A 24,099-nucleotide genomic window follows, 5' to 3' on the forward strand; every position below is an offset into this window, starting at 1 on the left:
CGTCTCGCACCGGTCCGTCCCGCCCCGGGCGGCCGGTGCCCCTCCCCCCACTTCTCCTTTGTGAGGCACCATGCGCTGTGTCATCGCCCGGTACCCGTTCGACCTGACCAAGTTCGAGGTCGTTGCCTCGATGAAGGGCATCAGACCCGAGCTGGTCACAGGCGGCTGCGAGTCCGTGACCATCGGCCGCCGCCGCTACCCCGTCAAGCAGGTGGGCGAGGTCATCACGCGGCAGGACCGCCGTGACTTCACCGCCGGCGAGATCACCCGGGCCATGAAGCGCCTCGGCTTCACCTGTCACGAGCGGCCCGAGACCACGCCCGTGAGCGGCTCCACCCCGGTCCAGACGGCGTCCGCGCTGCTCGGCGGAGCCACGTCGCTCCCGACGGCGCCCGCGCTGCTCGACGGACCCACTCGGCTCCAGGCCGCGTCCGCGCTGCTCGGCGGCGCCGGTTCCGTGGCCGTCTGAGGACGGCGGGCAAGCGCCCGCGGAAACCTTTCGGGGCCCTGCCGACCCACGTCGGCAGGGCCCCGTCGCCATGTCACCGTCCGGTCAGGGCCCGTCGGCCGGGGAACGCGGTGCGGACGGCGTCCCGCCCGTCACCGGTCGAAGTAGCTCACGTCGCCCACGGTCCACGCGCTGACGTCCTTGATCGCGACCCGGTACATACCGCCCGTCTCCGGGATCCCCAGGTTGCCCTGAAGGATCCGGGCGAGGTGGAAGTGCAGATGCGTGGGCGCTTCGCCGCGTCCGGTCCGGTGCTCCCGTGGTGTCCGCGCGAAGACGTCGGAGAACGGGCCGAGGCGGTCCGAGTCCTTCAGGACCTCGGCCACCCGCTCCCGCCAGACGGCCTCCGGAGCCAGCCGGCCGGTGATGACGGCACCGCCGACGACCACGGTCAGCGCCATCTGATTGCTTCGCTCGGACTCCACTGCGGCGGAAATGGCGACGAGCAGCTCATCAGGGTTCGACATGACAGCAGAGCCTATTAGCCCTTCCGGTCCCCGAACCTCCCGCCGGGCGGTAAACCGGCCCGCGGACGGGGCGGGAGACCTTCCGGGCCGGGTGCTGCGACCCCAGCGCGGCAGGCTTCTTCCGCCGCCGGAAGAGTGAAAACTTATCTGACGAGTAGAGAATTTCCGTCCGGCATGGGTATGCTTCTGCTCGTAGACACGGTCGGAGAAGGACCGCCAGACATGAACTGGTGGTCGGCTGGACAGGAAGTACGCAGGTCACCGTCGGCAGTGCCGGGTCGGCACAGCAGTCGGACCGGCGGATGGTGTTGAATTCCCCTCAGGGCCCCGGTGCCACACGGCACCGGGGCCCTCGACGCGTTGCACAGCGAGGTGACATGACATCGGACAACCCCCTGAATGATCGTCTGGACGACGACGACTACCCGGCGTACACGATGGGCCGGGCGGCCGAGATGCTCGGCACCACCCCGGCCTTCCTCCGGGCCATCGGCGAGGCCCGGCTGATCACACCGCTGCGCTCGGAGGGGGGACACCGCCGGTACTCCCGCTACCAGCTGCGGATCGCCGCCCGCGCCCGCGAACTCGTCGACCAGGGGACCCCGATCGAGGCCGCGTGCCGCATCGTCATCCTGGAGGACCAGCTGGAGGAGGCCCAGCGCATCAACGCCGAGTACCGCCGGGCCGCCGGCGAGACGGCGGGCGGCCCGGGCCCCGGTGCCGGCCGTGGCCCCGGTGCCGGCCCCGGTTCCGACTTCCGCTGAAGCAGCCGAAGAGGACGTCGTCCGGCCCGGCCCGCGTCGCGGTGACCCGGGCCGGGCGCGGGCACCGGTTCAGCTCCGTTCGAAGAACTCCACCTCGGCCAGGGCCAGATGACGGCCCGCGGTCAGGTCCACGGCCGAGCGCAGGACCAGCCGCACCTCCGTGACGTCGCTGATCCCGGTGGCGATCGTCTGCGGACCGGGTTTGTCGCTGAGCGTGATGTCCTTGTGGTGCCGCTCGCCGTCCCGCGTCGTCACCTCCAGGTCCATCCGGAGCGCGCGGGCCTCGCGGGCGTACGCCTCCGGAGTCTTGGAAGCGCCGTTGACGATGATCAGGTCGACCAGCCGGAACGGCTTGCCGAAGGTGTACGTCACCGACGCGCCCGGCGCGGGAGCGCCCCAGTAGTGGTTGCTCAGCCCGTCCGTGGTGTTGGTCGCCGGGTGTCCCGGCACCGCGGCGCTCGCCCTGGTGGACGTGGGCGTCACGGGCCTGGGCTTGCCCAGCTTGTCCCGGGTGTCCTCGAACAGGGCGCGGCCGGCCGGCAGGAGCAGGAAGCCGCCCGCGCACAGCGCCGCCACCACGGCCAGGATCACCATGAGCCGCACCGCCCGGCCCGAACCCGCCCGCACCCGGCGGCGCAGCGGCCACACGGTCCGCCACCAGGGCAGCGGGGCGGGCTTCTCGGCGGGGGTCAGCTCCGCCGCGCAGCGCCGGCAGAACCGGCGCCCCGGGGGGTTGGCCGTACCGCAGGCGGGGCAGGGCACGCCCGTCACCTCGTCGTCCGGCACCGCCACGGGGCGTACGACGGGACGCTGGGCCACCGGCTTCGCGGGCTGGACGGGCATGACCGGCGGTACGGCGGAGGCCGGCGGGGCCGGCGCTACGGGAGGTACGGCGGATACCGGAGGTGCCGGCGATACCGGACGTGCCGGGGATGCCGGGGGTACCGGCGGTACCGGCGGTACCGAGGGCGCGCGGTCCTGGGTCGGTTCCTTGGGAGCGGGGGCCCTCGGAGGCCGCGGGGGCGGCGAGGATTCCGCGGGCTTCGGTGTCTGCCGGGACCCCGGGGACTCCTGGCGCTTCGGTGTCTGCCGGGACTCCGGGGACTCACGGCGCTTCGGCGCGGCCGGGGTTGCCGGTGCGCGGGTTCCCCTTCCGGCGGGCTTGTCCTCGGGCGCCGGGGGCGTCGTCTCCCGGCGCCGGGCGGGAGCCGCGTCGGCCGCGGGGCGGGCGCCCGCGGTCTCCCGGGTGTCCGGCACAACCGGAGCATCCGGGGTGTCCTGACCACCCCGCGAGTCCCGGGAGTTCGTCCGGGCCGGACCCGACGCAACCGGAGGCTCGGTGGACGTAGACGCCGAAGTTGACGGGGTCGGAGGAGGCGGCGGAGGCTCGGCAGCCGGGCCCGGGGAATCCGCGCCCGGAGCCGGCGGGTCGGCGGCCGGGGCCGGGCTGGTGTCCGACCAGCCCAGGTACGCGCCGCAGTTGCCGCAGAAGTCGTCCGTCAGACCGTTGGACGCCCCGCACGAGGGACACGCGCGCACGACGTCACCTCCCTTCGCCGGCGGGCGGGCCGGGCAGGATCTCCACCCGGCAGACGGTGTGCGCCGGGCACATGGCCCGGACGATCTCGTGGACCCTGTCCGGGTCCACCTCGGCCGCGCGCTCCGGCCACACCCGGACCACGGGCCCGGCGGGCGACGCCGGCGGCAGATCGGCGCCGGGCGTGCTCGACCAGGCGGCGCCGCCGTCCCCGGTCACCTCGGCGCCCACGCCGAGCACGAGCCGCAGGCCCTCGACCAGGCCGCGCGCGGTGCCGCGCCACCGGTGCAGCTCCATCGCGCGCACGACCGCCTCGCGGCGCAGCTCCGCCGGCCACCGCGGGTCGTCGGCGGCGCCCACCCAGGACGCCAGCCAGGCCAGGAAGTCGACCGGCGTCACCCGCGGGTCGAGGTAGGCGGACAGGTTGTCGAGCGTGGTGAACACCGGCGCGAGGACGGTGTCGAGGCCGGCGGTGAACCGCTGCGCGAAGTCGTCGTCGGCGTACAGGGCCGGCAGTTGCGCACCGATCGGGTACCGGCTGGGCAGGCCGGGTACGGCGGCGCGGCTCATGCCCGTCCTCCCGGCTCGGCCGCCGTGACGACCACCTGGTGCTGGTAGGAGAAGACCAGCGCGCCCGGGGCCACGTCGATGCGGTCCGTGGGCGCGCCGCGCCGGCCGGTGATCGGGTCGGCGGGGAACAGCCGGATCTCCTCCACCAGCGCGTCGCGGGCCGCGCGCTGCAGCACGCCGAACACCTCGCCGTACTGCACCGGCCGGCCGAACGGCCACCCGGTGCCGTCCGGGCCGCCGTGCAGCGGGTTGAGGTGCCGGAACAGCGCGGCGAGCGCCGCGTCGCGCACCCGGTCGGTGGCGCCCGGTGCCGCCACGAGCCGGGCCACCACGGTGACGCCCTGGTAGACCGGCGGTTCCACCACCAGGCGGGTGCCGATCAGACGCCGCTCGTCCAGGCTCGCGGTGATCGCCTGGAGCACCTGGTCGGAGGGGATCAGCTGCTCGAAGCGGAGCCGGTCGTCGCCCTCGTCGGCCACCGCGTCCGGCACCACCAGGACCCGTACCGCGCCCGCGCCGTCCGCGGCGGGCAGGCACCGCACCCGGCGCACCGAGGGCGCGGCCTGCCGGCTGATGATCTCGTAGTCCTCGGCGGTCACCGCGCGCTCCTGCATCCGCAGCGCCTCGGGTGCCCGCAGCTTGGCGTTCTCGACGGTCTCCCCGGCGACCCCGCCGCGCGCCGCCTCCCGGTTGGTGACCCGGGCGACGTACGGGACGGAGCTGCGCAGCACGGAGATCGCGCCGCGGGCGACGTTGCCTTCCGGGCCGCCGCCGGTGCGGTAGCGGGCCACCCGCACCTGGGCGCCCTTGGGCGGCACGGCGCCGCACTGGCGCAGCGTGCCGTCCGGTTCGCGCAGCGCCGGCGGGAAGCTGAACTCGCCGGTGGTGGCGTCGACCCGGACGTGCCGGTCGGCGGGCCCGGAGCGGCCGAAGTGCTCGACCAGCTCCCAGCGCTGCCAGCCCTCGGCCGCGGAGACCTCCACGACCGGGGGCTCGCGGTCCAGGAGGACCGGCGGGCGGCCGAGCCGGAACGTCTGCCCGGGCACTCCCTCGGAGGTGCCGAGCGGTACGTCGGTCACGGTCTCGGCGTGCTCGACGGTCATGGTGCCGCCCACGGTGAACACCGACGCCTCACGGACCGTCGGGGACTCGGAGTAGAACGGCTGGCCCGGCTCCGGTGCGGTGACGCGGCAGCGCAGCCAGCCGGCCCGGGTGCCGCCGATCACCGACGCCGTGTGCCCGGCCGGCACGTACACGATGATCTCGCCGGGCCGGTTCAGGCCACCGGTGGTGTCCGTGCCGGTCTCGCACACCCGCCAGCCGCCGCCGTCCCACGCCTCCCAGGCCAGCGGGGGCTGGCGCGGGTCCACGCCGACGCCCTCCACGCGGCTGTCCAGGCGGACCGCGACGATACAGCCGGGCACCGCCGTCGGCAGGCCGAACAGCAGCGCGTCGCCCGGTTCCGGCGCGGCCTGGAAGCAGGGGATGTCGCGGCCCTCGGCGAGCGTCCCGGTCCGGTCGGTCTGCTCGCCGCTGCGGTACGCGGTCACCAGGCGGGTCAGCTCGCTGGGCACGATGTTCAGGTGCTCGGTGGTCGTGAACACCACGGCCTCGTCGGTCTCACCGGGCGTGGTGGTCACCTCGGTGCCCGCGGGCAGCGCCACCGTGTCGGGCTGCGGCGCCGACAGCCAGAAGTCCGCCTCGGCCACGGCCGCGGCCGGCGGGAACAGGCGGATGCCCAGCAGGTCGAGGAAGGCGGTGTAGTTCTTGTCCGGGACGCGGTTCAGCCGGTACAGCAACTGGTCCACGAGGTAGGCGAACGTCTCGATCAGGGTGACGCCGGGGTCGGAGACGTTGTGGTCGGTCCACTCCGGGGCGCGCTGCTGCACGTACCGCTTCGCCTCGTCGACGAGTTGCTGGAACCGCCGGTCGTCCAGGTTCGGGGAGGGCAGGGCCATCAGTCCGCGAGCACATCCTCGGCCCCCTCCTCGGAGGGGATGGTGTAGAAGGGAAAGACCAGATTGCGCCGGTCGTTGGTGGAACGCACCGTGTAGTGCACGTCGATGTAGAGGGTGCCGTCCTCGACGGCGTCGAAGGCGACCGCCACGTCCTCCACGGCGATGCGCGGCTCCCAGCGTTCGAGGGCCTCGCGCACCTGCTGCGCGATCCGGCCGGCGGTGGCGCCGTCGCCGGGCGCGAAGACGTAGTCGTGGATGCCGCAGCCGAACTCGGGGCGCATGGGGCGCTCGCCGGGCGCGGTGCCGAGCACCAGGCGGATCGCCTCCTCGATCTCCCGGTCCCGTTCGACCATGGCGATGCCGCCGGTCGGCCCGACCCGCAGCGGGAAGGCCCAGCCGCGGCCGATGAACCGCTCGCTCATCACACACCTCCGATCAGGACGTTCAGGGCGCCGGTCAGGACCGTCGCGCCGCACGCGGTCCGGTCGCGCGCCCGCGCGGCCGGCAGCCCGCCGATGAGGACCGCGCCCGCGACCATGGCGGCCGGGTTGGGCAGGATCACGTTGGCCGGGCCGGTGGCCGCGTGCGGCGGCATCGGGCAGGTGTGCAGGCTGCCCACGACGGCGGCGGGCCGGCCGCCGATCAGCACGCGGGCCACGGACGCGGCGGCGCCGGGCGGCGGGGTGGCGATCACCCCACCGTGGTCGGTGGGGTCACCGGTACGGGCTGCGGCCGGCATGGGCGCTCCTCGGGAGTCGGACGGGTCGGGGGACGGGGGCGGGGGTCAGTTGATCCGGATGAGCCTGGCCTTCAGGACGCCCAGCAGGCCGCCGTCGACGGTGACGTCCGAGCTGCCGGTGACGCTCACCGAGCGGCCGCCGACCTTCACCCCGACCCGGCCCTGGATGTCCACGTTGCGGCCCGACACGCTCACATCGCCCCGTCCCGCGTCCAGGGTGATGCCGTCGCGGTCGAGCAGGACGGAGGTGAGGGCCTGCCGTCCCTTCCCGGAGTACACGGTCAGCTCGATCCGGTCCCGCCGGTCGTCGAGGAAGACTTCGAGGCGCTCGTCACCGGTCCGGAGCCGGAGACCGGACGGACCCGGCGCCCGCGCGTCCAGCAGCTCCACCCGGTGCCCCGAACGGGACACGATGGAACGGCGGTTGACCCGGCCGGTGGTCTGGTCGACCAGCGGCACGTCGTGCGGGGACGGCTTGTCCACGCCGTTGTAGAGCCCGCCGATGACGTACGGGCTGTCCAGCAGGCCCTGTTCGAAGCCGACCAGGACCTCGTCGTTGACCTCGGGGCTCACCACGCCGCCGCCACCCTTGCCGCCCCACTGCACGCTGCGCACCCAGTCGGTGGTGTACGTGTCGTCCAGCCAGGGGAACTTCAGCTTCACCGCGCCGCTCTCGGCGCCGCCCGGCTCCCGTACGTCCGTCACCACGCCGATCGCCAGCCCCGGCATGCGCGGCCCCCGGCTCGGCGCGTTGGCACCGGTCACCAGACCGGCCAGCGAGCGGTCCGGGCTGGCGCTCACCCACACCGTCGTCCGGTACCCGCCGTGCGGCTCCAGGACGTGCTGCACGGCCGTCGCCGTGTACTTGCCCGAGAACGCCTGCCCGACGTTGCCGAGCGCCACCGGCTTGCCCGCCCGCAGCCGCGGGTTGCCCTCGGCCACCGCCTCCAGGTCGCCGAACCCCGCGCTGACCTGGGCGGCCACGGCGTCCGCGACCGCCGTCGTCTCCGCCTGCGTGCGGTACGGCGTGTCCGTGACGGTCAGTTTCACCGACTTCCCGAAGCGGGCGGCGAACGCCGGGCTCAGGCCCGGCACCACCGTGTCGCTGTCCACCGACGGCTGGCGGGCCACCAGCGGACGCTTCGTGGTGACGTCCCAGCCGCGCACCTCGACCTGCGACGCGCCGTCCGCGGCCGACAGCGAGGCCCGCAGCGCCAGCAGGTTCCGCCCGTACTCCAGCACCATGGGGTTGCGGGTGGCCGGGGTCGACGGCGCGGGCGCCCCGGATGCCTTCCGCGGCCGGGTGAACTGGAGCAGCCCCTCGTCGTCGACGCGCACCTGGGCGCCGCTCTCGGCCGCCAGGTACTGCAGGAAGTCCCAGTCGGACACGTTCGCCTGCGACAGCTGCCGGTAGGTGACCGGCGCCGCCTCCACGGTCCCGCAGGCCAGCCCGGCCCCGGCGGCCACCTTGCGGACGATCGCCGCGGCCGTCATGTTCCGGTACGCCACCACCTTCCGGCCCCGCTGGAGGCGGTGCGCCTTGGAGTAGGCGCGCACCACCGTGAACGAGCCGGTGCGGTCCCGGTCCACCTCCAGGGCCGTCACCTCGCCGTTGAACAGCCGCTCGCGGGCCTGCCCGGACACGGTCACCACCGACACCCGCAGCGGGGTGCCGATGGTGATGCCGACCGCCCGCAGGAACTCGTGGTCGGGGTCGCGGAAGGTGAGCTGGGCCGTGTCCGGCAGACCCACGTTCTCGTCCACCACGCAGCTGACCAGCTGGGCGGCCCAGACCGGTGGAAGCTCGCCGGGCGTCTCGATGACGGGGTCCGCCGCGAACGACCGGCCGCCCCGTGCCTCGGGTGTGGTCACCGCTCCTCCTCACCGCCCGCGTCCCGCAGCCCCGGCACCACCAGTTCGGTGCCGGGCACGAGCGCCATCGGGTCGTCGATTCCGTTCGCCTCCGCGATGACCCGCCAGGCCGTCGCGTCGCCGTACTCCCGCCAGGCCAGCATGGCCAGGCTGTCGCCCGCCACCACGGTGTGCGTGCTGCGTGCGGTGCGCGCGCCGGAGGTCGGGTTCTGGCCCGGCGGGTCGACGCTCGCCTCCTCGATGGACAGCGCGCAGGTGGCCCGCAGCGGCTTGCCGTCCACGTCGAACAGGGTGTACGTCACCGACAGGCTGGAGAGCACGCCGTCGAACGAGGTCGTCCGCGCGGTGCCCCACTCGAACCGCACCCACGGGCTGGCCGGCTTCTTGCGGCCCAGGCTGGCCGGGGTCGGCACGCACGCCTTCATCAGCTTCTCCACCGCCTGCTCCACGGAGTTGTCGTGGGTGGCGGTGGCGTCCAGGAACACCTCCAGGCTCAGTTCGCGCGGACCGCTGCCGACGAACTCGGGCAGCGCCGACTGCCCCGCCATCCGGGACGGGGTGCGCCGCCACTCGGTGGTCTTGCGCAGTTCCAGGGTGGAGGGGTTGAACTGGAGGTCGAGCCGGGCGATCGTGCCGCCGGGCTTGGCGCCGACGGAGGCCGGGGGCTCCTTCAGGGTGAGCTGGGCCCGGGCCCGGCTGGAGCGGACGCCTGGAGCCATGCCGGAACCTCCTTTCCGTGCGGCGGGTGCGGGGTGGAACGGTCGTCGTGGGCGGTGCGGGGCGGGGAGCGGTCGTGGGCGGTGCGGGGCGGGAGCGGCCGGGGGCGGCGGGTCAGGACCAGCGCAGACCCTCGTGGGCGATCTCCAGGGTCTCCACGGCCGGTTCGGAGCTGCTCGGGTCGAAGGACGGCCCCTGCCAGCGCACCGGGACGATACCGGCCACCTGCCAGCTCATGATCGGGGTCCTGTCCGGTCGCAGCGCCACGATCTCGCCGTCCTTGGGCTCCACCCGCTTCAGCGTCTCGTCGAGCCAGCGGCCGATCTTCGCCGTGTCGGCGGTGACCGGCCGGGTGAGCGTGATGTTCGACCAGGTCACCCGCCCCGGGAGCTGCCAGGTGAAACCGTTGTTGCCGCCCTCGGCGTAGGTCTCCATCTCGACCTCGGCGCCCATGCCCGAGCAGGTGTTGAAAGCACCCAGGTCGTTGCCGCCGATCGCGAGCCGGAAGAACACGCTCGTCGCGAAGATGCTGTCCGTCATCCGTCCGTCATCCGTTCCCTGACCTCATTGGTTCCTGTTGCCGTCCGTCGCGTGGCCTTCAGCGGCGCCCGTCGTGGGGGCGCCCCGTGCGTTCCCGGCCGCGCCGCAGTTCGGCGCGCAGCAGCCGGGCCACCGGGTCGAGCAGACGGCGCGCCAGGTCGTCCAGGTCGAGACCGGGATCCGGTGCGGGTGCCGGTTCGGTGTGCCGGGCCGCGGTCTTGCGGGTGGCGGACGCGCTGCCGGGTCCGGTGCCGGACACGGACGCCGACCGGGGGCGGTTGCGGCCCGGCGCGGTCCCGGCCGACGTGTCCGGGCGTACGGCGTCACCGGCGCCGGTGCGCTGTACCGGGGGCGCCGTCCGGCCGTTCGGACCGGCGCTCGTGCGCCGGACCACGGGCACGGTCACCGCCGGTGCCGGCACGACCGGCGGGCGGTCGGCGAGCGGCGGCGCCTGCGGGGCGGTCACCGGCAGCGGCCGCGCCGGTACGGCACCGGACGGGGCGGGCGCCCCGAACGCGGGTGCCGGCGCCCGGGGCGGGGCGGGCCGGACGACCGGGACCCGCTGGACGGAGGGCGCGGACGCGGGAACGGCGGCCCGCGCCTCCCGGACCGCCGGGGCGTGGGCCGCGGAAGCCGTCTGGCCGTGGGCGACGGAGCCCGCGGGACCGTGGGCCACCGGACCCGTCTGACCGTATGTCACGGGGCCTGCCGGGACATGGGCGTGGGCCACGGGGCCCGCCGGGCCGTGGGGCGCCGGGTCCGCCGGGCCGGGGGCTCGCCGGGTCTCCGCTCCGTGGGACCTCGGGCTGCCCGGTCCGGGGGCGGCCGGGTTCCCCGGCGCGGGGTGTGCGGCCGCGGCCCGCTGGACGGGAGGCGGCACCGGGGCGCCCGTGGACCGGCGCGGCACCGGGTGCGCGGACCCGGGGCCCGGCTGCGGGGCGCCCGGGGCGGGGGCAGGGTCCGGCCGGGCCGGGCCGGTGGCGCGGGCGACGGCCGGTGTGCCGGGCCAGCGCGCCGCCACCACGGGGCGGGCGGGGCGGGCGGCGGCCGGTGCGGCGCCTTCCGGGAGCCGGGTGCTCAGGGTGAGCGGGCGCGCGGCGAGCAGCGAGAGGGTACGGGACGCCGTCGCGGCGGGGCGCGCCGCGGAGCGGGTCACGGTGAGCGGGGGCGCGTCGGCCGCGCCCGGGGCCCGGACACCCGGGGTTCCGCCGGTTCCCGTGGTCCCCGGCGTGCCGCCGGCCACGGACCGGGCGACGACGACCGGGACCGGGGCGGTGGTGCCCCGCTCGGGCCGTCCGCCGGGCACCGGGCCGGCGCCGGACGCCGTGCCGGGCCGCCGCGCGTGGCCCGCCCCGGCCGCCGTGCCGGCGGCGGGCGCCGGTTCGGCTGCCCGGGACGCGGTGGCCGGGGCCGGTGTCACCAGCGGCGTGGCGGGGCCGTCCGTGTGCCGCACGGGATCCGCAGGCGCCGGGGTGTCGGCCGCGAGACGGCGCTGTACGCCGGCCGTCCCCAGCAAGGGGGCGTCCGGCCCGCTCCCTCCCGTCGCGGGGGACGCGGGCCCGGACGGCGTCCGGCCGGGAGGTGCCGTGGCCGGCGACGCCGCCGGAGCGGCACCGGAGGGCCGGTCCTCGCGTCGTACCGGAGCGGTCCGGTCGCCCGGACCGGACGCGGCGGCATCCGGCGGGCCGGCGGTCGGCGGCAGCGCGGGCAGCGGCGCGCCCAGGCCGCCGCGCGCGCGGGCCCCGGCGCGCCGGCCGGTACCGGACGGTGGAGCCGCAGGGGCCGGTGCGGCCGGGCCGTTCGCGGTGCCGCGCGCCGGGGACGGCGTCCCGCCGCCGTGCGGTCCCGAGGTGCCGGCCGGGTCGTCGGCGCGACGCTGGACGACGGGGAGCGCGGGGCCGGACGCGGCACCGGTCGCGGGAGTGCGCTGCGCCACGGGGGCGTCCTGGGCCAACGGCACGGCCGTGGACGGCAGTTCGCTCAGCGGAGCACCGAGCGGCGCACGGCTGGGCGCGCCCTGCGCCGGGACGGCCGGGGGCGTGCTCGTCCCGGACGGCGCGGTCGGGGCGGCGGGCGCGGTCGCTGCGGGGCGGCCGGGTGCGTCGGGGGCCACGCCGGGAGCCGGGGTGGTGGCGGGCGCGGAGGCGGGTGCGGGCGGAGCTGCGGGCCGCAGGGCGGTGACGCGGCGCACGGGTGCCGGGCGCCGGGCGACGGTCAGCGACGGCCCTGCCGGGCGGGGCCGGACGGCCGGGCGGGACGCGCCGGCGTCCGGGGTTTCCGGCGCGGTCTGCCGGGCGGCCGGGCCGGACGGGGTCCGCCCGCCGCTGCCGGCCGGGGGCCGGGCGCCGGGTCCGGCCACGGTCCGCTCGGCGGCGGGCCGGGCCACGGCTGTGCCGGCGACCGTGCCGGGGACCACCGCCACCCGCCGTACCAGCGGGATCGCGGGTGCGGCCGGCCGGTGACCGGGGCCGGCGGACGCGGGCGTGACGACCGGGCCGGCGCCCGGCTCGGCCGCCCGCTGGACGGCGGGGGACGAGGCGGACAGCACGGCGGGAGAGTCCGCGGACGTGATGCCGCGGCTGGGCGGAGCCTCGCCCTGGCGGCCCTGCTCTCCGCTGCCGCCGGGACGCGCCACCACGGGCCGCGCACCGGAGTCCGCGCCCGCACCGGCAAAACCGGCACGGGACGGCCGTACGACCGGAGCGGCCGGACCGGACGACGCCGGACCGGGCGATGACTGGACGGACGGCGCGCGCTCTGCCGGAGCGGCCCGGCGCGAGGACGTGGGCGTGGACGCGCGGGCGCCCGACGGCCGGCCGGAGCCGCCCGCCGCCCCGGCGACCGGTGCGCCGCCCTGCGGTCCGCCCGCCGCCTCGGGGACCTCGGCGCCCGCCGGCCGCAGCGCCCGCAGCAGCAGCGGGCCGCCGCCGGCCGGGGCGGCCTGCGGCGTGGCGGGCCGGGCGACGCCGCGCACCAGGCCGGGCGGGGCCGTGGGCAGCAGGGCGTGGCCGAGGCCGGCGTCGAACGACGGGTTCTGCCAGGAGGCGAGGCGCGCGCGGAAGGCGAGGCCGTCGCTGACGCCGAGCGGAGCGCGGGAGACGGTGAGGTCCGGCGCTGCCGTACGGCGCCAGCCGCCGTCCCAGTCACCGGGCACGGTCGCGGCCGGGACGCCGGACACGCCGTGGTCCGGGCCCGTGCCGTCCCCGCCGCCGGCCGCGGACGCGCCGGGGGTGCCGGCCGTACCGTCGGCGGCGGACGGTACGGCGGCCCGGCGGCGCAGCCTGTCCCGCCATGCCATGTGCTCAGCCGCCTTCGTTCACGCGGATGTTGATACGGGCGATCTCGGCCACCCATTGCCGCCGCTCGTCGTGGGTCAGATCGAGGATCTCCTCACGCGCCCAGTGGAAGTGGTAGGCGATGTACGCGATCTCCTCCCGGAGCCGGGGAAGGGCGTACGTCACGATTCCCCCAGGCGCCCACCCGAGAGGTCGACCTCGAAGCCGCCCTCGCAGTGCGGGCAGGTCACCGCGGCCCGGGTGTGGCCCTCGCTGTTGACGCGGCGGTAGAAGTCCTGGAGGAAGGCCACGTCGGTGGCGTACATCCGCTCCACGATCCCGGCGTGCACGTCGGTGATGGAGCCGAGCCGGGTGATCACCTGGCTCAGCAGCACCACGCTCAGGTACGCCGGGTTCTCCTTGACCCGCAGGTCGATCTGGGGCCGCAGCTCGTCCCGGGCCGTCGCCAGGCGCATCGTGCCGTGCCGGTGCACGGTGCCCGCCTCGTCGACGTAGCCGCGCGGCAGCTCGAACTCGAACTCGGTGCGCAGCCCGCCCTCCTCCCGGGGCGGCGGGACGGGCGCGGGGGCGGGAGCAGGCGCGGCGGCAGCAGAAGGTGCCGCCGGCTGCTCGGTTCCCTGGGCGGGCGTCGTGAGCTGGAGGATCTCGTCCAGGTTGCCCGCCGTCACCGTACGGCGCCTCATTCGACGACGATCTCCTCGAACACGATCGTGACGGACTCGGTGGCCGCCGCCGACTCGCCCGCCTTCAGGGACGGGCCCTCCCACTTGGAGGCCCAGCCCTGCATGAGCTGGATACGGCGGACCGTGTTGCCCTCGGTGTCCTTGATCTCGATGGTGAGGTTCTGGCGCGCGGTGTTCACGGCGCCGTTGTTCAGCGTCTCCTTGATCCACTTGGTGAACTCGCTGCTCTGGTCGAGTCCCCGGGTGATCGTGATCTCGCCTGCCTGCCGGCCGCCGGGCTGCTTGCGGATGATCTGCTTGCCCTCGGCGGTGACCTGCTTGACCTCGACGACGTCCTCCTCGACGGTCAGTCCGCTGATCTCCTGGATCGACTCGACCAGGTAGCCACCGAGCTGCACGCCGAAGACGTGGGTGGAAAGAGCATCGCCCGTTGCCATGACTGTCTGTCACCTTCCGTTGCTGACCCGCGGGTCACTGGTCTGGCTCGTCTCACTCGTCGATGAGACTGGTGCTGTCGGAGAACTGGGCCAGCCGGAACACCACGAACTCCGCGGGCTTGACCGGGGAGACACCGATCTCGCAGACGACCCGGCCCTGGTCGATGGACTCCTGCGGGTTGTTGTCGCGGTCGCACTTGACGTAGAACGCCTCTTCGGCGGTGCGGCCGAACAGCGCGCCCCGGCGCCACTCCTCGGTGAGGAACGCCGTGACGTTGCGCCGGATGCTCGACCAGAGCCGGTCGTCGTTCGGCTCGAAGACCACCCACTGGGTGCCCAGGAGGATCGACTCCTCCAGGTAGTTGAACAGCCGGCGCACGTTCAGGTAGCGCCAGGCCGGGTCGGAGGAGAGGGTGCGGGCGCCCCACACCCGGATGCCCCGGCCGGGGAAGGCCCGTACGCAGTTCACGCCGATCGGGTTGAGCAGGTCCTGCTCGCCCTTGCTGAGCCGCAGCTCCAGGTCGACCGCGCCGCGGATCACCTCGTTGGCGGGCGCCTTGTGCACACCGCGCTCGGCGTCGCTGCGCGCCCACACGCCGGCGATGTGACCGCTCGGCGGGACGGTGACGTTGCGTCCGACGGCCGGGTCGAAGACCCGCACCCACGGGTAGTAGAGGGTCGCGTACCGCGAGTCGTAGCCCGCCTCGTCGTTGCGCCAGGTGCGCGCCTGCTGGGCGGTGAGCCCGGGCGGGGTGTCCAGGACCGCGACCCGGTCGCCCATCTGCTCGCAGTGCGAGATGACGGCGAGCTGTACGGTGCGCACGCCCTCGGCGTCGATGTCGCCGCGCTGGTAGGCGCTCATCAGGTCCGGCACCGCGACCATGGTGATCTCGTCGATGGTCTCCAGGCCGCCGAACCCGGTGCGGGCGCCGGCGTCGCCGACGTACTCGGCCGGGTCCAGCCGGGACACCTCGCCGGACGCGGGAGCCGCGGGCACGGCCGGCGCGTCGGCCAGCGCCACGGTCTGGTTGGCGGGCCTGCTCTGCGCGGCGCCCTGCTGCTCGGCGACCTCGATCAGCCGGGAGGCACGGACCTGGGTGACCAGGTAGCCCTTGACGTTCTTGCGGGTGGAGGCCTCGTACGTCTCCGCGACCTGGTCGCCCTGGCGGACCAGCAGCTTGAAGCGGTCCTCCGGCGGGTTCTCGCCGTCCGCGTCGGCGATCTCCACCGACACGCCGGACGCGCCCGGCCGGGCCGTGACCAGGAAGCCGCCCAGCTCCAGGGGCTGCGCCGCCTTGGCCTCCCGTCGCCGGTCGGTGCCGGCCGCCGGGGCGGAGGCGTCCTCGGCGGAACCGCCGATGCGCACCACGTACGCGGCGCCGCCGCCGTTGGCGAAGTAGCCGTAGACCGCGTGGGCGAGGTAGGTGCCCTCGGTGAAGTTGCCGAACAGCTGGGTGTACTGGTCCCAGCTGGTGACCAGGGTCGGCGTGTGGAACGGCCCGGTCGCGGCGAACCCGACGAACGCGGCGACGGCGGTGCCCACCCCCTCGATGGGCCGGGCACCGGACTGCACCTCCTCCACGTACACGCCCGGGGTGAGGTACGTCGGCATGCTCGCTCCTTCGGGGTTCTTGCTGGTGGGTCACGTGTGTCCAGGGCGAGTCTCACCGGCGGCCCGCCCGCCCGGAAAGGGACGCGCGGCCCCGACCGGGGGCAGGAACGCTGCCTTTCCCTGCCCGCGCGGACCGCCCGGTCGCCACCTCGACTTGCCCCCGTCCTGCCCATAGGGACCTGGACGCCCCGTCCGGCCCCAAGATCCACTGGGGCCGCAGCGGGTATGTGCGACGAGGAGGCAGCAGATGCGGACGTCCAGGCCGCGCGCCGAGCAGGCCGGTGACGAGCCGGCGGCCCACCGCGCCGCGACCGGCCGCAAGGCGCCCGCCGGCGGCGCCGCCGCACCTCCCCCGCTCACCGCCGAGGCCCTGCGCGCGGCCCAGAGCAGCGCGGGCAACGCGGCGGTCACCGGCATGATCGCCCGCCGCGCGCGCTCCGCACCCGCCCCGGAGCAGCAGGACACCGGCGTGCACGAGGTGCTGCGCTCGGCCGGCAAACCCCTCGCGGCCCCGGTGCGCCACGACATGGAGTCCCGCTTCGGCACGGACTTCTCCGATGTGCGCCTGCACACCGGCGCGGCCGCCGCCCGCTCGGCCCGGTCCATCGGAGCGCGCGCCTACACCTCGGGCAGCCATGTCGTCATCGGCGACGGCGGCGGCGACAAGCACACCCTGGCCCACGAACTCACCCATGTCGTCCAGCAGCGCCAGGGCCCGGTCTCGGGCACCGACCACGGCGACGGACTGCGGATCAGCGACCCCGGCGACCGTTTCGAACGCGAGGCGGAGGCCAACGCCTTCCGGGTGATGCGCGCCCCGGCCGGACCGCGGCAGGCGGCTCCCCTGGCCGCACAGCGGACGGCGGCGGCGGACGGACCGGTCCAGCGGGCCGGCGGGGCACCGGAGTTCGGCAAGAGTTTCGCCGGCCCCTCCATCGGTGTGGAGAGCGAGCTGGGCGGATTCGTCTGCGCCCTCCCGGAGACGGCGAGCCGGACCTTCGCCTATGTGAAGTCGGCTGCCACGGGCGATCCGCTGGTGATGGTCACCAAGGACATGGCCCAGGGCCCCTACCGCAATCCGGTGCCCGGCGCGACGGCCCCGCGGGGCAGGTGGCTGGTGCACACGGTGGAGCTGGTCACCTACCCCTCGCTCATGAGCGACGACGCGCAGACCGCCGGCCGGAACCTCGCCGTGCAGTTCCTCCTCGATCACTTCAGGTCCCACCTCGCCACCCGCAATCACCAGCCGCTGGAGACCGCGACCAGCCCGGACGGCCAGTTCGTGCTGGAGGTGACGAGTCCGGTCCACATCCTGGCGAGCGGGAACGGCTCCCAGGCCGACGCACCGCCCTCGGTCTCCATGCCGGCCGGCGGGCAGCAGGCCACCATGGGCATCAAGGCGAAGGACTTCGGCACCGGTGCCACGGACGAGGTGCGGCTGCTGGAATCCGCGCCCTGGTACCAGCCCGAGCGCAGGAACTACGCGCTGGAGCGGCTCCAGGGCGGCAAGCCGGCCGCGCAGGACGCCGACAGCGTGGCCAACGTGTACGCGTATCTCGCCTCGGTCATCGCGTTCACCGCGAACCTGATCGTCCGGTTCGCCCTGCCCATGGACGGCTACGAGCCCGAGGGCGCGCAGCAGGCCCAGGGACTGACCGATCCGCAGGTCAAGAACCAGTGGAAGATCCTGCCGCGGACCAAGCCCAGCCTCATGCTCGGCACCCTGCAGCCGCAGGACAAGAGCGCGGCCCAGGCACTCCTCCGCGAGACCGCCCCCGCCGGGGACGCGGCCGCCTGGACCGCCGCCAGGAACTACATCCTCTACGGCAACGAGGTGGCGGGTCACGGCATCAACGACGCGACCGTCGGCGGGGAGAGCGCCGCCCTCTTCGAATTCCGGGAGATCCCGGACCAGCTGAAGAAGTACGCGCCGAAGGAGCCGGAGAACGCGGTCGCGGTGAGCGACCCGCTGGCGGAACTCGGCACCGGCCGCGCCGCCGGCGTCCGGGAGATCAACGCCTTCCTCCAGGACGCGGCCCACCAGGCCGCCTTCAAGGAGTGGTACTGCGAGACCTTCGACAAGCACCGCGACAAGCCGCCGGCGCGGGTCGTCACCCTCGCGGCGGCGAATCAGAAAGCCATGTGGATCATGGTGCAGCACCCCGACAAGTGGCAGCAGATCAAGCGGAACGCCACGGGCTGAGGCAGACGGGCGGCACCCGGCCGCGCCGCCCGCCCCTCACGCGCCGACCGCCTCCGCCAGGTACGGCCCGAACTCGCTCTCCAGGACCAGCCGGCCCAGCTTGCGGTACTCCTGCGCCACGGCCGTGACCACCTGCCGCATGGTGAGCGGCGCCCCGGACTCCGCCGCGAGGTAGGCCGCGGTCACCGCGCAGGCGCGGATCGAGCCGCCGGCCAGTTCGAAGCGGTCCGCGCAGAAGGCGAGGTCGAGGTCGCCGGCGCGCGGCAGCCGGTCGCCCAGGCAGCGTTCCCACAGGGCGAGGCGCTGGGTGGCGTCGGGCACGGGGAAGTCCGCCACCACGTCCAGCCGGCGGGTGAACGCCTCGTCCAGGTTGGCCCGCAGGTTGGTGGTCAGCACCGCGATGCCGTCGAACGACTCCATGCGCTGGAGCAGGTACGCCGACTCGATGTTGGCGTGCCGGTCGTGGGCGTCCTTCACCTCGGAGCGCTTGCCGAAGATCGCGTCGGCCTCGTCGAAGAGCAGCACGGCGTTGACCGCCGACGCCTCGGTGAAGATCCGCTCCAGGTTCTTCTCGGTCTCCCCCACGTACTTGTCGACCACCGTCGACAGGTCCACCACGTACAGGTCCATGCCCAGATCCGCGGCGACGACCTCGGCGGACATGGTCTTGCCGGTGCCCGACTCGCCCGCGAACAGCGCGATCACGCCCCGCCCCCGCCCGCCGCCGGGCCGCATCCCCCACTGCCCGAGCACCTGGTCGCGGTGGCGGGCCCGCAGCGCCAGTTCGCGCAGCCGCCGGTGGGTGAGCGGCGGGAGCACCAGGTCGTCCCAGCCGACCGCCGCCTCCACCCGGCGGGCGAGCCGGTCGAGCCCCGCGCCGTTCTGCGCCCGTACGGCGGTGCGCAGGTCGTCGGGCCGCACCGGGCGGCCCTCCAGGGCGGCCGTGCGCACCGCCACGTCGGCGGCGCGGCGCAACTGGCCCGCGTCCAGGCGGTGCGCGGCCACCGCCAGGGCCAGCGCCCCGGCGTCACCGGTCGCCGCGCCGTCGCCGGCGGCCCGCTCCAGGGCGTGCCGCCAGCGCGCGGCCTGCCGCTCGGCGGAGGGCGCGGGCACGGTCAGGACGACGGGTGTGTCGGCTGCCCAGGCCGGGTCCCAGCCGACGCCGCCGTGGGTCAGCAGCGGGACGCCGCGCAGCGCCGTGTGCACGGCCCGCAGGGTGCGGGCCCGTTCGCCGGGTTCCCCGGGCAGCGCCTCCAGCGGGCCGAGCACCACGCCCGCACCGGTCAGCCGGGCCTCGAGCGCGGCCACCCGCGCCAGCTCGGTCACGTCGGCCGGGCGCCGGGCGAGGGCCGCCGCGTCCAGGGCGAGCGGGCGCAGTCCGGCCGCGCGCAGGGCCGCGGTGGCCAGGCCCTCGGCGTCGCCGCCCCGGCCGCGCAGATGGACCAGGCCGGTGCCGGCCGCGGCCGCCGCCCGGCTGACCTCCGCCGCCTCGGCGGTCGGGTCCTCGCGGGCCTCGTCGAGCACACCGGCGAGCCGGGCGTCCGGCCGGGTGTCGCCCAGCAGGTGCGCGGTGACCCGGTCGGGGACCACCAGCACCCGGGACAGCGGCGGGCGTTCCGGCTCGGTGACCTCCAGCAGGCCGCCCGCGAGCAGCGGCGCTCCGGGAGCGAGCCGGAACCGGGCGGGTGCCGCACCGGTGAGCCCGCACAGCTCCAGGGCGAGGCCGACCGTGGGACGGCGGCGCGTCAGGTCGTCGTTGAGGTAGCCGTAGAGCTGCTCGAACCGCGCGTCCAGGTCGGGGGCGACCGCGATCAGCAGCAGGTCCAGGTCCAGCGCCGACAGCCCGAACCGCGCGGCGAGCGTGCCGAGCACGGAACCGGGCGGCGGCTGCCAGGGGTCGTGGGCGGGTACGTCGAGTCCGCCCGGCGCCCCGAGGATGCGGGCCGCCGCCTCCGGGGTGAGGTACTGGCCCCGGTACGGGTCGTCGGGGTCGGGATCGACGGCCTGCCGTCCGGCCACCGCCCGCCGCACCCGCTCCTCGACCGCCCGCAGCCGCGCCCACAGATGCTCGGCATGGGCACCGCCGGGAGCGGCGGAGGGATCGGTGCCGGTGTCAGGCTCGGCCTCGGTTGTGGGCTCGGCCTCGGAGGACGGGGTGGCCTCGGTGGCGGGTTCGGCCTCGGTCATCGTGCGTCGTCCGGTGATGTGCTGCTCGGTCCGTTCGGTGGTGCGGGTCACGGCTGGCGGTCTCCCCGGTGGCGGCGGCGGGCCGGGGCCGGACGCCGGTCGCGGGGACCGGCGAAGCCCTCCGGGCCCGGGTCCCCGACCTCCGTGTAGCGCAGCCGGCGCCCCGGTTCCGCTTCCGCGCCCTCGCGCCGGACGGCGGAGCGTACGACGAGTCCTTCGGTGACCGGCGGCGCGACGGCCGTGACCACCCCGGCGAGCGGCGCCCGCACCCGCACCGCGAGCGACGCCTTCAGCTCCCCGCCGAGCGCCGACCACACATCGGCGGGCGCCGGCAGGTCGCCCTCGGTCCCGGCGATGTCCAGCGCCACGGTCAGGCCCAGCTCGGCGAGCGTGCCGGTGAGCAGCCGCGCGGGCAGGGTGTCGGCGGCCACCAAACAGGCGAGCGCCTGGGAAAGCAACCGGTGTTCGTCCTGCGGGCGGTTCGCCCACGCCGTGACCAGGTACGTCAGGTCGAACCAGCGGGGCGGGGTGCGCCGCGCCACGAGCTGCCCCTCCGCGTCGTACACCTCCCCGGCGCCGCTGCCGCGCCGGGTCGCGTCCTCCCGGATGTCGTAGAGGAAGACGCAGACCGTCGGGCCGCTGCGGCGCGCGGCCCAGTCCCGGGTGGGCGCGTCGAAGACCACCTCGACGCCCGACGCCTCCAGACCGGACTCGCCGAGCAGCCGGCGCAGTCCCTCGTCGACCTCGTGGATCACCGGCGGGTCACCTCGTCGGGCGGCTGCACGCTGCCGCTGACCACCAGGAAGTCCGTCTTCACCGGGGAGAAGCCGGGGCCCCTGGCGGTGATGGTGCGCGGCCCGGTCTGGTCCTTGGCGAGGATGAGGAGCTGGCCGATGAACGTGCCGTCCGGCTTGGGCACGGTCGGCGCCGCCGCCGCGGTGATCCCCGGCTTCCAGACGAACCGCACCGGCACGCCCGGCGGGAAGTCCTTGCCGCGCACGGAGGTGACGAACCCGGGCCGGCCGATCTCCGGCACGGCGATGATGCGCGGCTGGAGGATCCGCAGCCGCTGCCGGGCGGTGTTGTCGGCGCGGTCGGCGTCCGTCCCGGTGGTGGTGAGGACGCCGGTCACCCGGCCGGTCAGCGCCTTGTCGGGGCTGAGGACGACCCGTACGACGGTGCTCGCGCCCGGCGCCAGGTCCGGCAGCGCGCACACCCAGGAGGCGTCGCAGCCCGGCGGCGGCCCGTTGTTCGGGATCCGCGCGGGCAGTCCGATGCGCAGCCGCAGCCCGGTGGCCAGCGCGTTGCGGCCGTTGCGCACGGTGTACGTCACCACGACCCGCCCGCCGACGTAGCCGGGGTTCGGCTGGGCCGTGACGCGCACGCCGGGTCCGGCCTCGGGGGCCGGCGGCTGCGGCGGCACGGTGGGCGGCGGGGTCGGGGCCGGCGGGGTCGGCACCGGCGGAGGCGTGGGCGTCGGCGTGGGGGTCGGCGTCGGAGTCGGGGCCGGCGGGGCCGTGCGCACCGGCACCACGGTCCGGCCCGCGTTGTCGTTGGGGTGCGGGTCGAGGACCGTACCGGTGACCGACCAGTCGACCGGCGCGTCACCCGCGACGTCGCCCGTGAGGGTGACCTTCACGGGAACGGACGTGCCGGGCGGCACCACTCCGACGTCGCACTGGAGGGCGGTGGCGTCACAGGTGCCGCCGGGCCAGGTGATCCGGGTGACGCGCACGCCGGGCGGCGGGGCGATGGTCAGGCGGGTGCCGGGCGAGGCCGCGGGGCCGTTGTTCACGACGTCGACGCGGACCGTGGCGGAGCCGCCGACGGTCAGCTCGGGCAGGGTGCCCGGCGCCCGGACGGCGAGGTCCACGGACTGCTGGACGCTCGGCTCCTTCTGCCGGCCCGGCAGGTCGTTCGTGAGCTTGGTCAGCTTGCCGGAGGCGATGTCCAGCAGCTTCAGCTTCTCGGGGGAGTTGACCGGACGGTTCGGGCGCGTGCTGATCACCAGCGCCTTGCCGTCGGCCGTCCAGGCGGCGTCCCGCGGCTGGAACGGACCGGTGGCCTCCGGGACCTCCCGGCGGCAGGCGTTGGGCACGTCACGGCCGGTGGCGGGCATCAGCACCCGGCAGTCGGCGCCGGACAGGGACGTCAGCAGAATGCCGGCGTGCTCGTCGATCCGGCCGCCGCCGTTCTTGCGGTTGAAGGCGATGTTCCGGCCGTCCGGGGAGAACGCCGGGCTGTCGTCGATGACCTGGCAGTCGCCCGGGCAGATCGCGGCGCTCAGGTCACGCTGCCGGGCCAGGTCGCGCACGGGCACGGTCCAGATGTGCTTGTTGCCGCCGCCCCCGCCGATCACCTGGTTGCGGGTGAAGGCCAGGGTGGTGCCGTCGGCGGACCAGGTGGGCTGGGCGTCCTGGCCCTGGAGCTGCCCGGCCGGCGGGACGACCTCGCCGGTGATCGCGCCGGTGGCGGCGTCGGCGATGAGGATGCGGCTGGCTCCCGCGTTCTCCCCCGTGCCGCCCGGCGACGTCCGGGTGAAGGCGAGGTACCTGCCGTCCGGGGAGAGCGCCGGGTCGGTGTCCCAGTCACGCGGGCCGCGGCCGGCGAGCGGCAGGGCCACCTCGTGGCTGCCGTCGGCGTCCGCCATCCAGATCCGCTCGATCCGGTTGCCCTTGGTGCCCTCGAAGCGGGTCACGACGATCCGGCGGCCGTCCGGGGTGTAGCTCTGCCGCTCGGTCCACGGGTCGTAGTCGGCCCGGGGCCTGAACAGCGGGTCCTTCGCGGCATCGGTGTTGGTGTCGGCCTCGGGGTCCTCGTTCAGGATCGTCAGCCCCAGGTCGCGGGGGTCGGAGCCGTCCGTGCGGATGTCCTGCAGCGTCACCTCGTGCGGGCCGGCCGCCGAGATGTGCTCCACCACCGCGCGGCCGCCGTCGAGCGGGCCGAGCCAGGTGGCCGAGCCGACCTCGCGGTCCTCGTTGAGTACCAGCCCCGGGGTCCCGGTGGCGTGCGCGGTCGTCCGGAACACGTGGTCCCAGTCGCCCTCGCACTGGCAGGTGATCTCCGGGCTCAGGAACAGCAGTTGGTTCCCGTCGGGCAGCCAGGACGCCGTGTGGGCGCGCCACTGCTCCCGGTCGCCGCCGAGCAGCGGCCCGTCGGTGGCCCCGGTGGTCCCGTCCGTCACGCGCAGCCGGGGCCCGCCCGTTCCGGTCGCGGTGTACGCGATGAGGTCCCGGTGCTCGGTGTCGCCGACCGGGTTCCACACCGGCTCGGTGGCGGCGCCGTTCACGGGGTGGGTGACCTGGGTCGGGGTGCCGCCGTCCAGGGGCCGTACGTAGACCTGCGCACCGCCCGGCGCACCGGTGTCGCAGGAGTACGCCAGGCGCGTGCCGTCCGGTGAGACGGTCGGGTGCTCCTCGTCGTCCGGGGTGTCGGTCAGCGGGGTCAGACCGGTGCCGTCGGTGTGGACCAGCCACAGGTCGCGCTGCGTGCCGCCGTCCCGGCCGCCGGGCGCGGCGGCGTCGAAGACCACGGACAGGCCGTCCGGGGTCAGCCGGGGGTTCGCCGCGTCCATTCCCCAGGTCAGGCGGCTCACGGAACCGTCGGCGGACCGCAGGTACACCTGCGGCTTCGGCTCGTCGCGGCGGCTCGCGAAGACCATCTGCTCGTCGAGGGCGGCCGGCTGGACGTCGAAGTGGGCCAGCCGCCCGCCGAACAGCGGCGCGCTGGTGGTGGTGCCGGTGACCGCGCCGAGACTGCGGTGCCGGGTGCCGGCGTACGCGACCCGGGTCTCCGTGGCGCCGGTCACCCGCGCCACGGGAGCGGAGCTGTCCTGCCGGGCGGCCGCGGTCGCCCCCAGCAGCGGGATCAGCAGCAGCGCGGACGCGCCGAGCCGCCCCAGGCGGTACCGTCCGCCGGGGCCAGCGGTTCCGATCACGGTTTCCCTCGCAGTCTGGTGCGGCATCGGATGTGTCGCCCGCGCTCTGGTGCGGCATCCGGATGTGCCCCC

19 protein-coding genes and 1 pseudogene are annotated in these 24,099 nt (G+C 75.6%); 3 read left to right on the forward strand and 17 right to left on the reverse strand.

Translation table 11 applies throughout. The features are described from left to right. Positions 1-70: 70 nt before the first annotated feature. A pseudogene (locus ACH4OA_RS07300) lies at positions 71-382 on the forward strand (SCO5918 family protein); the annotation flags it as partial. Positions 383-600: 218 nt separating this feature from the next. Here ACH4OA_RS07300 and ACH4OA_RS07305 read toward each other — a convergent pair. Next, positions 601-975, reverse strand: a complete 375-nt coding sequence (locus ACH4OA_RS07305; RefSeq protein ID WP_397936350.1) for a hypothetical protein — start codon at positions 973-975, stop codon at positions 601-603. A 377-nt stretch (positions 976-1,352) separates the two neighbouring features. Between ACH4OA_RS07305 and ACH4OA_RS07310 the strand changes: the two genes are divergently transcribed. Continuing rightward, positions 1,353-1,739 carry a MerR family transcriptional regulator gene (locus ACH4OA_RS07310; RefSeq protein ID WP_365880533.1) on the forward strand — a complete coding sequence of 129 codons (387 nt, stop codon included), beginning with the start codon at positions 1,353-1,355 and terminating at the stop codon, positions 1,737-1,739. A 69-nt stretch (positions 1,740-1,808) separates the two neighbouring features. Here ACH4OA_RS07310 and ACH4OA_RS07315 read toward each other — a convergent pair whose 3' ends face one another. From ACH4OA_RS07315 to ACH4OA_RS07375, 13 genes are all read right to left on the reverse strand, one after another. Continuing rightward, a complete protein-coding gene (locus ACH4OA_RS07315; protein ID WP_397968041.1) occupies positions 1,809-2,582 on the reverse strand; it encodes an NADase-type glycan-binding domain-containing protein in 774 nt (257 codons plus the stop codon). A gap of 700 nt (positions 2,583-3,282) precedes the next feature. Beyond that, entirely contained in the window at positions 3,283-3,846 is a 564-nt protein-coding gene (locus ACH4OA_RS07320; RefSeq protein ID WP_397936351.1) for a phage tail protein, read from the reverse strand. Next, positions 3,843-5,804, reverse strand: coding sequence for a putative baseplate assembly protein (locus tag ACH4OA_RS07325; protein ID WP_397968043.1), 1,962 nt, complete (start codon positions 5,802-5,804; stop codon positions 3,843-3,845). Before ACH4OA_RS07325 ends, ACH4OA_RS07320 begins: the two co-directional genes overlap by 4 nt. After that, a complete protein-coding gene (locus ACH4OA_RS07330) occupies positions 5,804-6,226 on the reverse strand; it encodes a GPW/gp25 family protein (RefSeq protein WP_365880525.1) in 423 nt (140 codons plus the stop codon). The genes ACH4OA_RS07325 and ACH4OA_RS07330 overlap by 1 nt, the downstream gene beginning before the upstream one ends. Then, entirely contained in the window at positions 6,226-6,543 is a 318-nt protein-coding gene (locus ACH4OA_RS07335) for a PAAR domain-containing protein (protein ID WP_365880523.1), read from the reverse strand. The genes ACH4OA_RS07330 and ACH4OA_RS07335 overlap by 1 nt, the downstream gene beginning before the upstream one ends. A gap of 45 nt (positions 6,544-6,588) precedes the next feature. Beyond that, complete coding sequence (locus tag ACH4OA_RS07340; protein WP_397936358.1) at positions 6,589-8,415, reverse strand: VgrG-related protein; 1,827 nt, start codon at positions 8,413-8,415, stop codon at positions 6,589-6,591. After that, the gene (locus ACH4OA_RS07345) at positions 8,412-9,134 is read right to left on the reverse strand and encodes a LysM peptidoglycan-binding domain-containing protein (protein ID WP_397936359.1); all 723 of its coding nucleotides are present in this window, start codon (positions 9,132-9,134) and stop codon (positions 8,412-8,414) included. Before ACH4OA_RS07345 ends, ACH4OA_RS07340 begins: the two co-directional genes overlap by 4 nt. 112 nt (positions 9,135-9,246) lie before the next feature. Then, positions 9,247-9,672: a phage tail protein gene (locus tag ACH4OA_RS07350; protein WP_397936361.1), complete on the reverse strand. Its 426-nt coding sequence runs from the start codon at positions 9,670-9,672 to the stop codon at positions 9,247-9,249. A gap of 58 nt (positions 9,673-9,730) precedes the next feature. Next, positions 9,731-12,970, reverse strand: a complete 3,240-nt coding sequence (locus tag ACH4OA_RS07355; protein ID WP_397968046.1) for a hypothetical protein — start codon at positions 12,968-12,970, stop codon at positions 9,731-9,733. A gap of 4 nt (positions 12,971-12,974) precedes the next feature. Further along, positions 12,975-13,133 (reverse strand): DUF6760 family protein, encoded by a 159-nt coding sequence (locus ACH4OA_RS07360; protein ID WP_365879720.1) that lies wholly within the window; start codon positions 13,131-13,133, stop codon positions 12,975-12,977. Continuing rightward, the gene (locus ACH4OA_RS07365) at positions 13,130-13,651 is read right to left on the reverse strand and encodes a hypothetical protein (RefSeq protein WP_397968049.1); all 522 of its coding nucleotides are present in this window, start codon (positions 13,649-13,651) and stop codon (positions 13,130-13,132) included. The genes ACH4OA_RS07360 and ACH4OA_RS07365 overlap by 4 nt, the downstream gene beginning before the upstream one ends. Continuing rightward, on the reverse strand, positions 13,648-14,088 hold the full coding sequence (locus ACH4OA_RS07370) for a phage tail protein (protein ID WP_365879724.1): 441 nt from the start codon (positions 14,086-14,088) through the stop codon (positions 13,648-13,650). Before ACH4OA_RS07370 ends, ACH4OA_RS07365 begins: the two co-directional genes overlap by 4 nt. Positions 14,089-14,140: 52 nt before the next feature. Next, positions 14,141-15,700: a phage tail sheath family protein gene (locus ACH4OA_RS07375; RefSeq protein WP_397936364.1), complete on the reverse strand. Its 1,560-nt coding sequence runs from the start codon at positions 15,698-15,700 to the stop codon at positions 14,141-14,143. 247 nt (positions 15,701-15,947) lie between these two features. On the opposite strand from ACH4OA_RS07375, the gene ACH4OA_RS07380 reads away from it, so the two are divergent. After that, positions 15,948-17,903 (forward strand): actin cross-linking domain-containing toxin, encoded by a 1,956-nt coding sequence (locus ACH4OA_RS07380; RefSeq protein ID WP_397968051.1) that lies wholly within the window; start codon positions 15,948-15,950, stop codon positions 17,901-17,903. A gap of 36 nt (positions 17,904-17,939) precedes the next feature. Here ACH4OA_RS07380 and ACH4OA_RS07385 read toward each other — a convergent pair whose 3' ends face one another. Genes ACH4OA_RS07385 through ACH4OA_RS07395 form a run of 3 tightly spaced genes read right to left on the reverse strand, consistent with a single transcriptional unit; the run spans position 17,940 to position 24,027 of the window. Further along, positions 17,940-20,090: an AAA family ATPase gene (locus ACH4OA_RS07385; RefSeq protein ID WP_397968358.1), complete on the reverse strand. Its 2,151-nt coding sequence runs from the start codon at positions 20,088-20,090 to the stop codon at positions 17,940-17,942. A gap of 47 nt (positions 20,091-20,137) precedes the next feature. Further along, positions 20,138-20,845, reverse strand: coding sequence for a DUF4255 domain-containing protein (locus ACH4OA_RS07390; protein WP_397936368.1), 708 nt, complete (start codon positions 20,843-20,845; stop codon positions 20,138-20,140). Beyond that, a complete protein-coding gene (locus ACH4OA_RS07395) occupies positions 20,842-24,027 on the reverse strand; it encodes a hypothetical protein (RefSeq protein ID WP_397968054.1) in 3,186 nt (1,061 codons plus the stop codon). The genes ACH4OA_RS07390 and ACH4OA_RS07395 overlap by 4 nt, the downstream gene beginning before the upstream one ends. Positions 24,028-24,099: the final 72 nt, after the last annotated feature.

It is taken from the genome of Streptomyces sp. NPDC017095, from assembly GCF_044332325.1.
In the GTDB taxonomy this organism is placed as follows: domain Bacteria; phylum Actinomycetota; class Actinomycetes; order Streptomycetales; family Streptomycetaceae; genus Streptomyces.

What these genes read in the sequence shown, in the direction of transcription:
- ACH4OA_RS07350 (WP_397936361.1), bottom strand. Translation starts at nt 9,672, where the DNA reads ATGACGGACAGCATCTTCGCGACGAGCGTGTTCTTCCGGCTCGCGATC.
- ACH4OA_RS07330 (WP_365880525.1), bottom strand. Translation starts at nt 6,226, where the DNA reads ATGAGCGAGCGGTTCATCGGCCGCGGCTGGGCCTTCCCGCTGCGGGTC.
- ACH4OA_RS07370 (WP_365879724.1), bottom strand. Translation starts at nt 14,088, where the DNA reads ATGGCAACGGGCGATGCTCTTTCCACCCACGTCTTCGGCGTGCAGCTC.
- ACH4OA_RS07310 (WP_365880533.1), top strand. Translation starts at nt 1,353, where the DNA reads ATGACATCGGACAACCCCCTGAATGATCGTCTGGACGACGACGACTAC.
- ACH4OA_RS07335 (WP_365880523.1), bottom strand. Translation starts at nt 6,543, where the DNA reads ATGCCGGCCGCAGCCCGTACCGGTGACCCCACCGACCACGGTGGGGTG.
- ACH4OA_RS07315 (WP_397968041.1), bottom strand. Translation starts at nt 2,582, where the DNA reads ATGCCCGTCCAGCCCGCGAAGCCGGTGGCCCAGCGTCCCGTCGTACGC.
- ACH4OA_RS07365 (WP_397968049.1), bottom strand. Translation starts at nt 13,651, where the DNA reads ATGAGGCGCCGTACGGTGACGGCGGGCAACCTGGACGAGATCCTCCAG.
- ACH4OA_RS07305 (WP_397936350.1), bottom strand. Translation starts at nt 975, where the DNA reads ATGTCGAACCCTGATGAGCTGCTCGTCGCCATTTCCGCCGCAGTGGAG.
- ACH4OA_RS07380 (WP_397968051.1), top strand. Translation starts at nt 15,948, where the DNA reads ATGCGGACGTCCAGGCCGCGCGCCGAGCAGGCCGGTGACGAGCCGGCG.
- ACH4OA_RS07355 (WP_397968046.1), bottom strand. Translation starts at nt 12,970, where the DNA reads ATGGCATGGCGGGACAGGCTGCGCCGCCGGGCCGCCGTACCGTCCGCC.
- ACH4OA_RS07320 (WP_397936351.1), bottom strand. Translation starts at nt 3,846, where the DNA reads ATGAGCCGCGCCGCCGTACCCGGCCTGCCCAGCCGGTACCCGATCGGT.
- ACH4OA_RS07345 (WP_397936359.1), bottom strand. Translation starts at nt 9,134, where the DNA reads ATGGCTCCAGGCGTCCGCTCCAGCCGGGCCCGGGCCCAGCTCACCCTG.
- ACH4OA_RS07385 (WP_397968358.1), bottom strand. Translation starts at nt 20,090, where the DNA reads ATGACCGAGGCCGAACCCGCCACCGAGGCCACCCCGTCCTCCGAGGCC.
- ACH4OA_RS07325 (WP_397968043.1), bottom strand. Translation starts at nt 5,804, where the DNA reads ATGGCCCTGCCCTCCCCGAACCTGGACGACCGGCGGTTCCAGCAACTC.
- ACH4OA_RS07375 (WP_397936364.1), bottom strand. Translation starts at nt 15,700, where the DNA reads ATGCCGACGTACCTCACCCCGGGCGTGTACGTGGAGGAGGTGCAGTCC.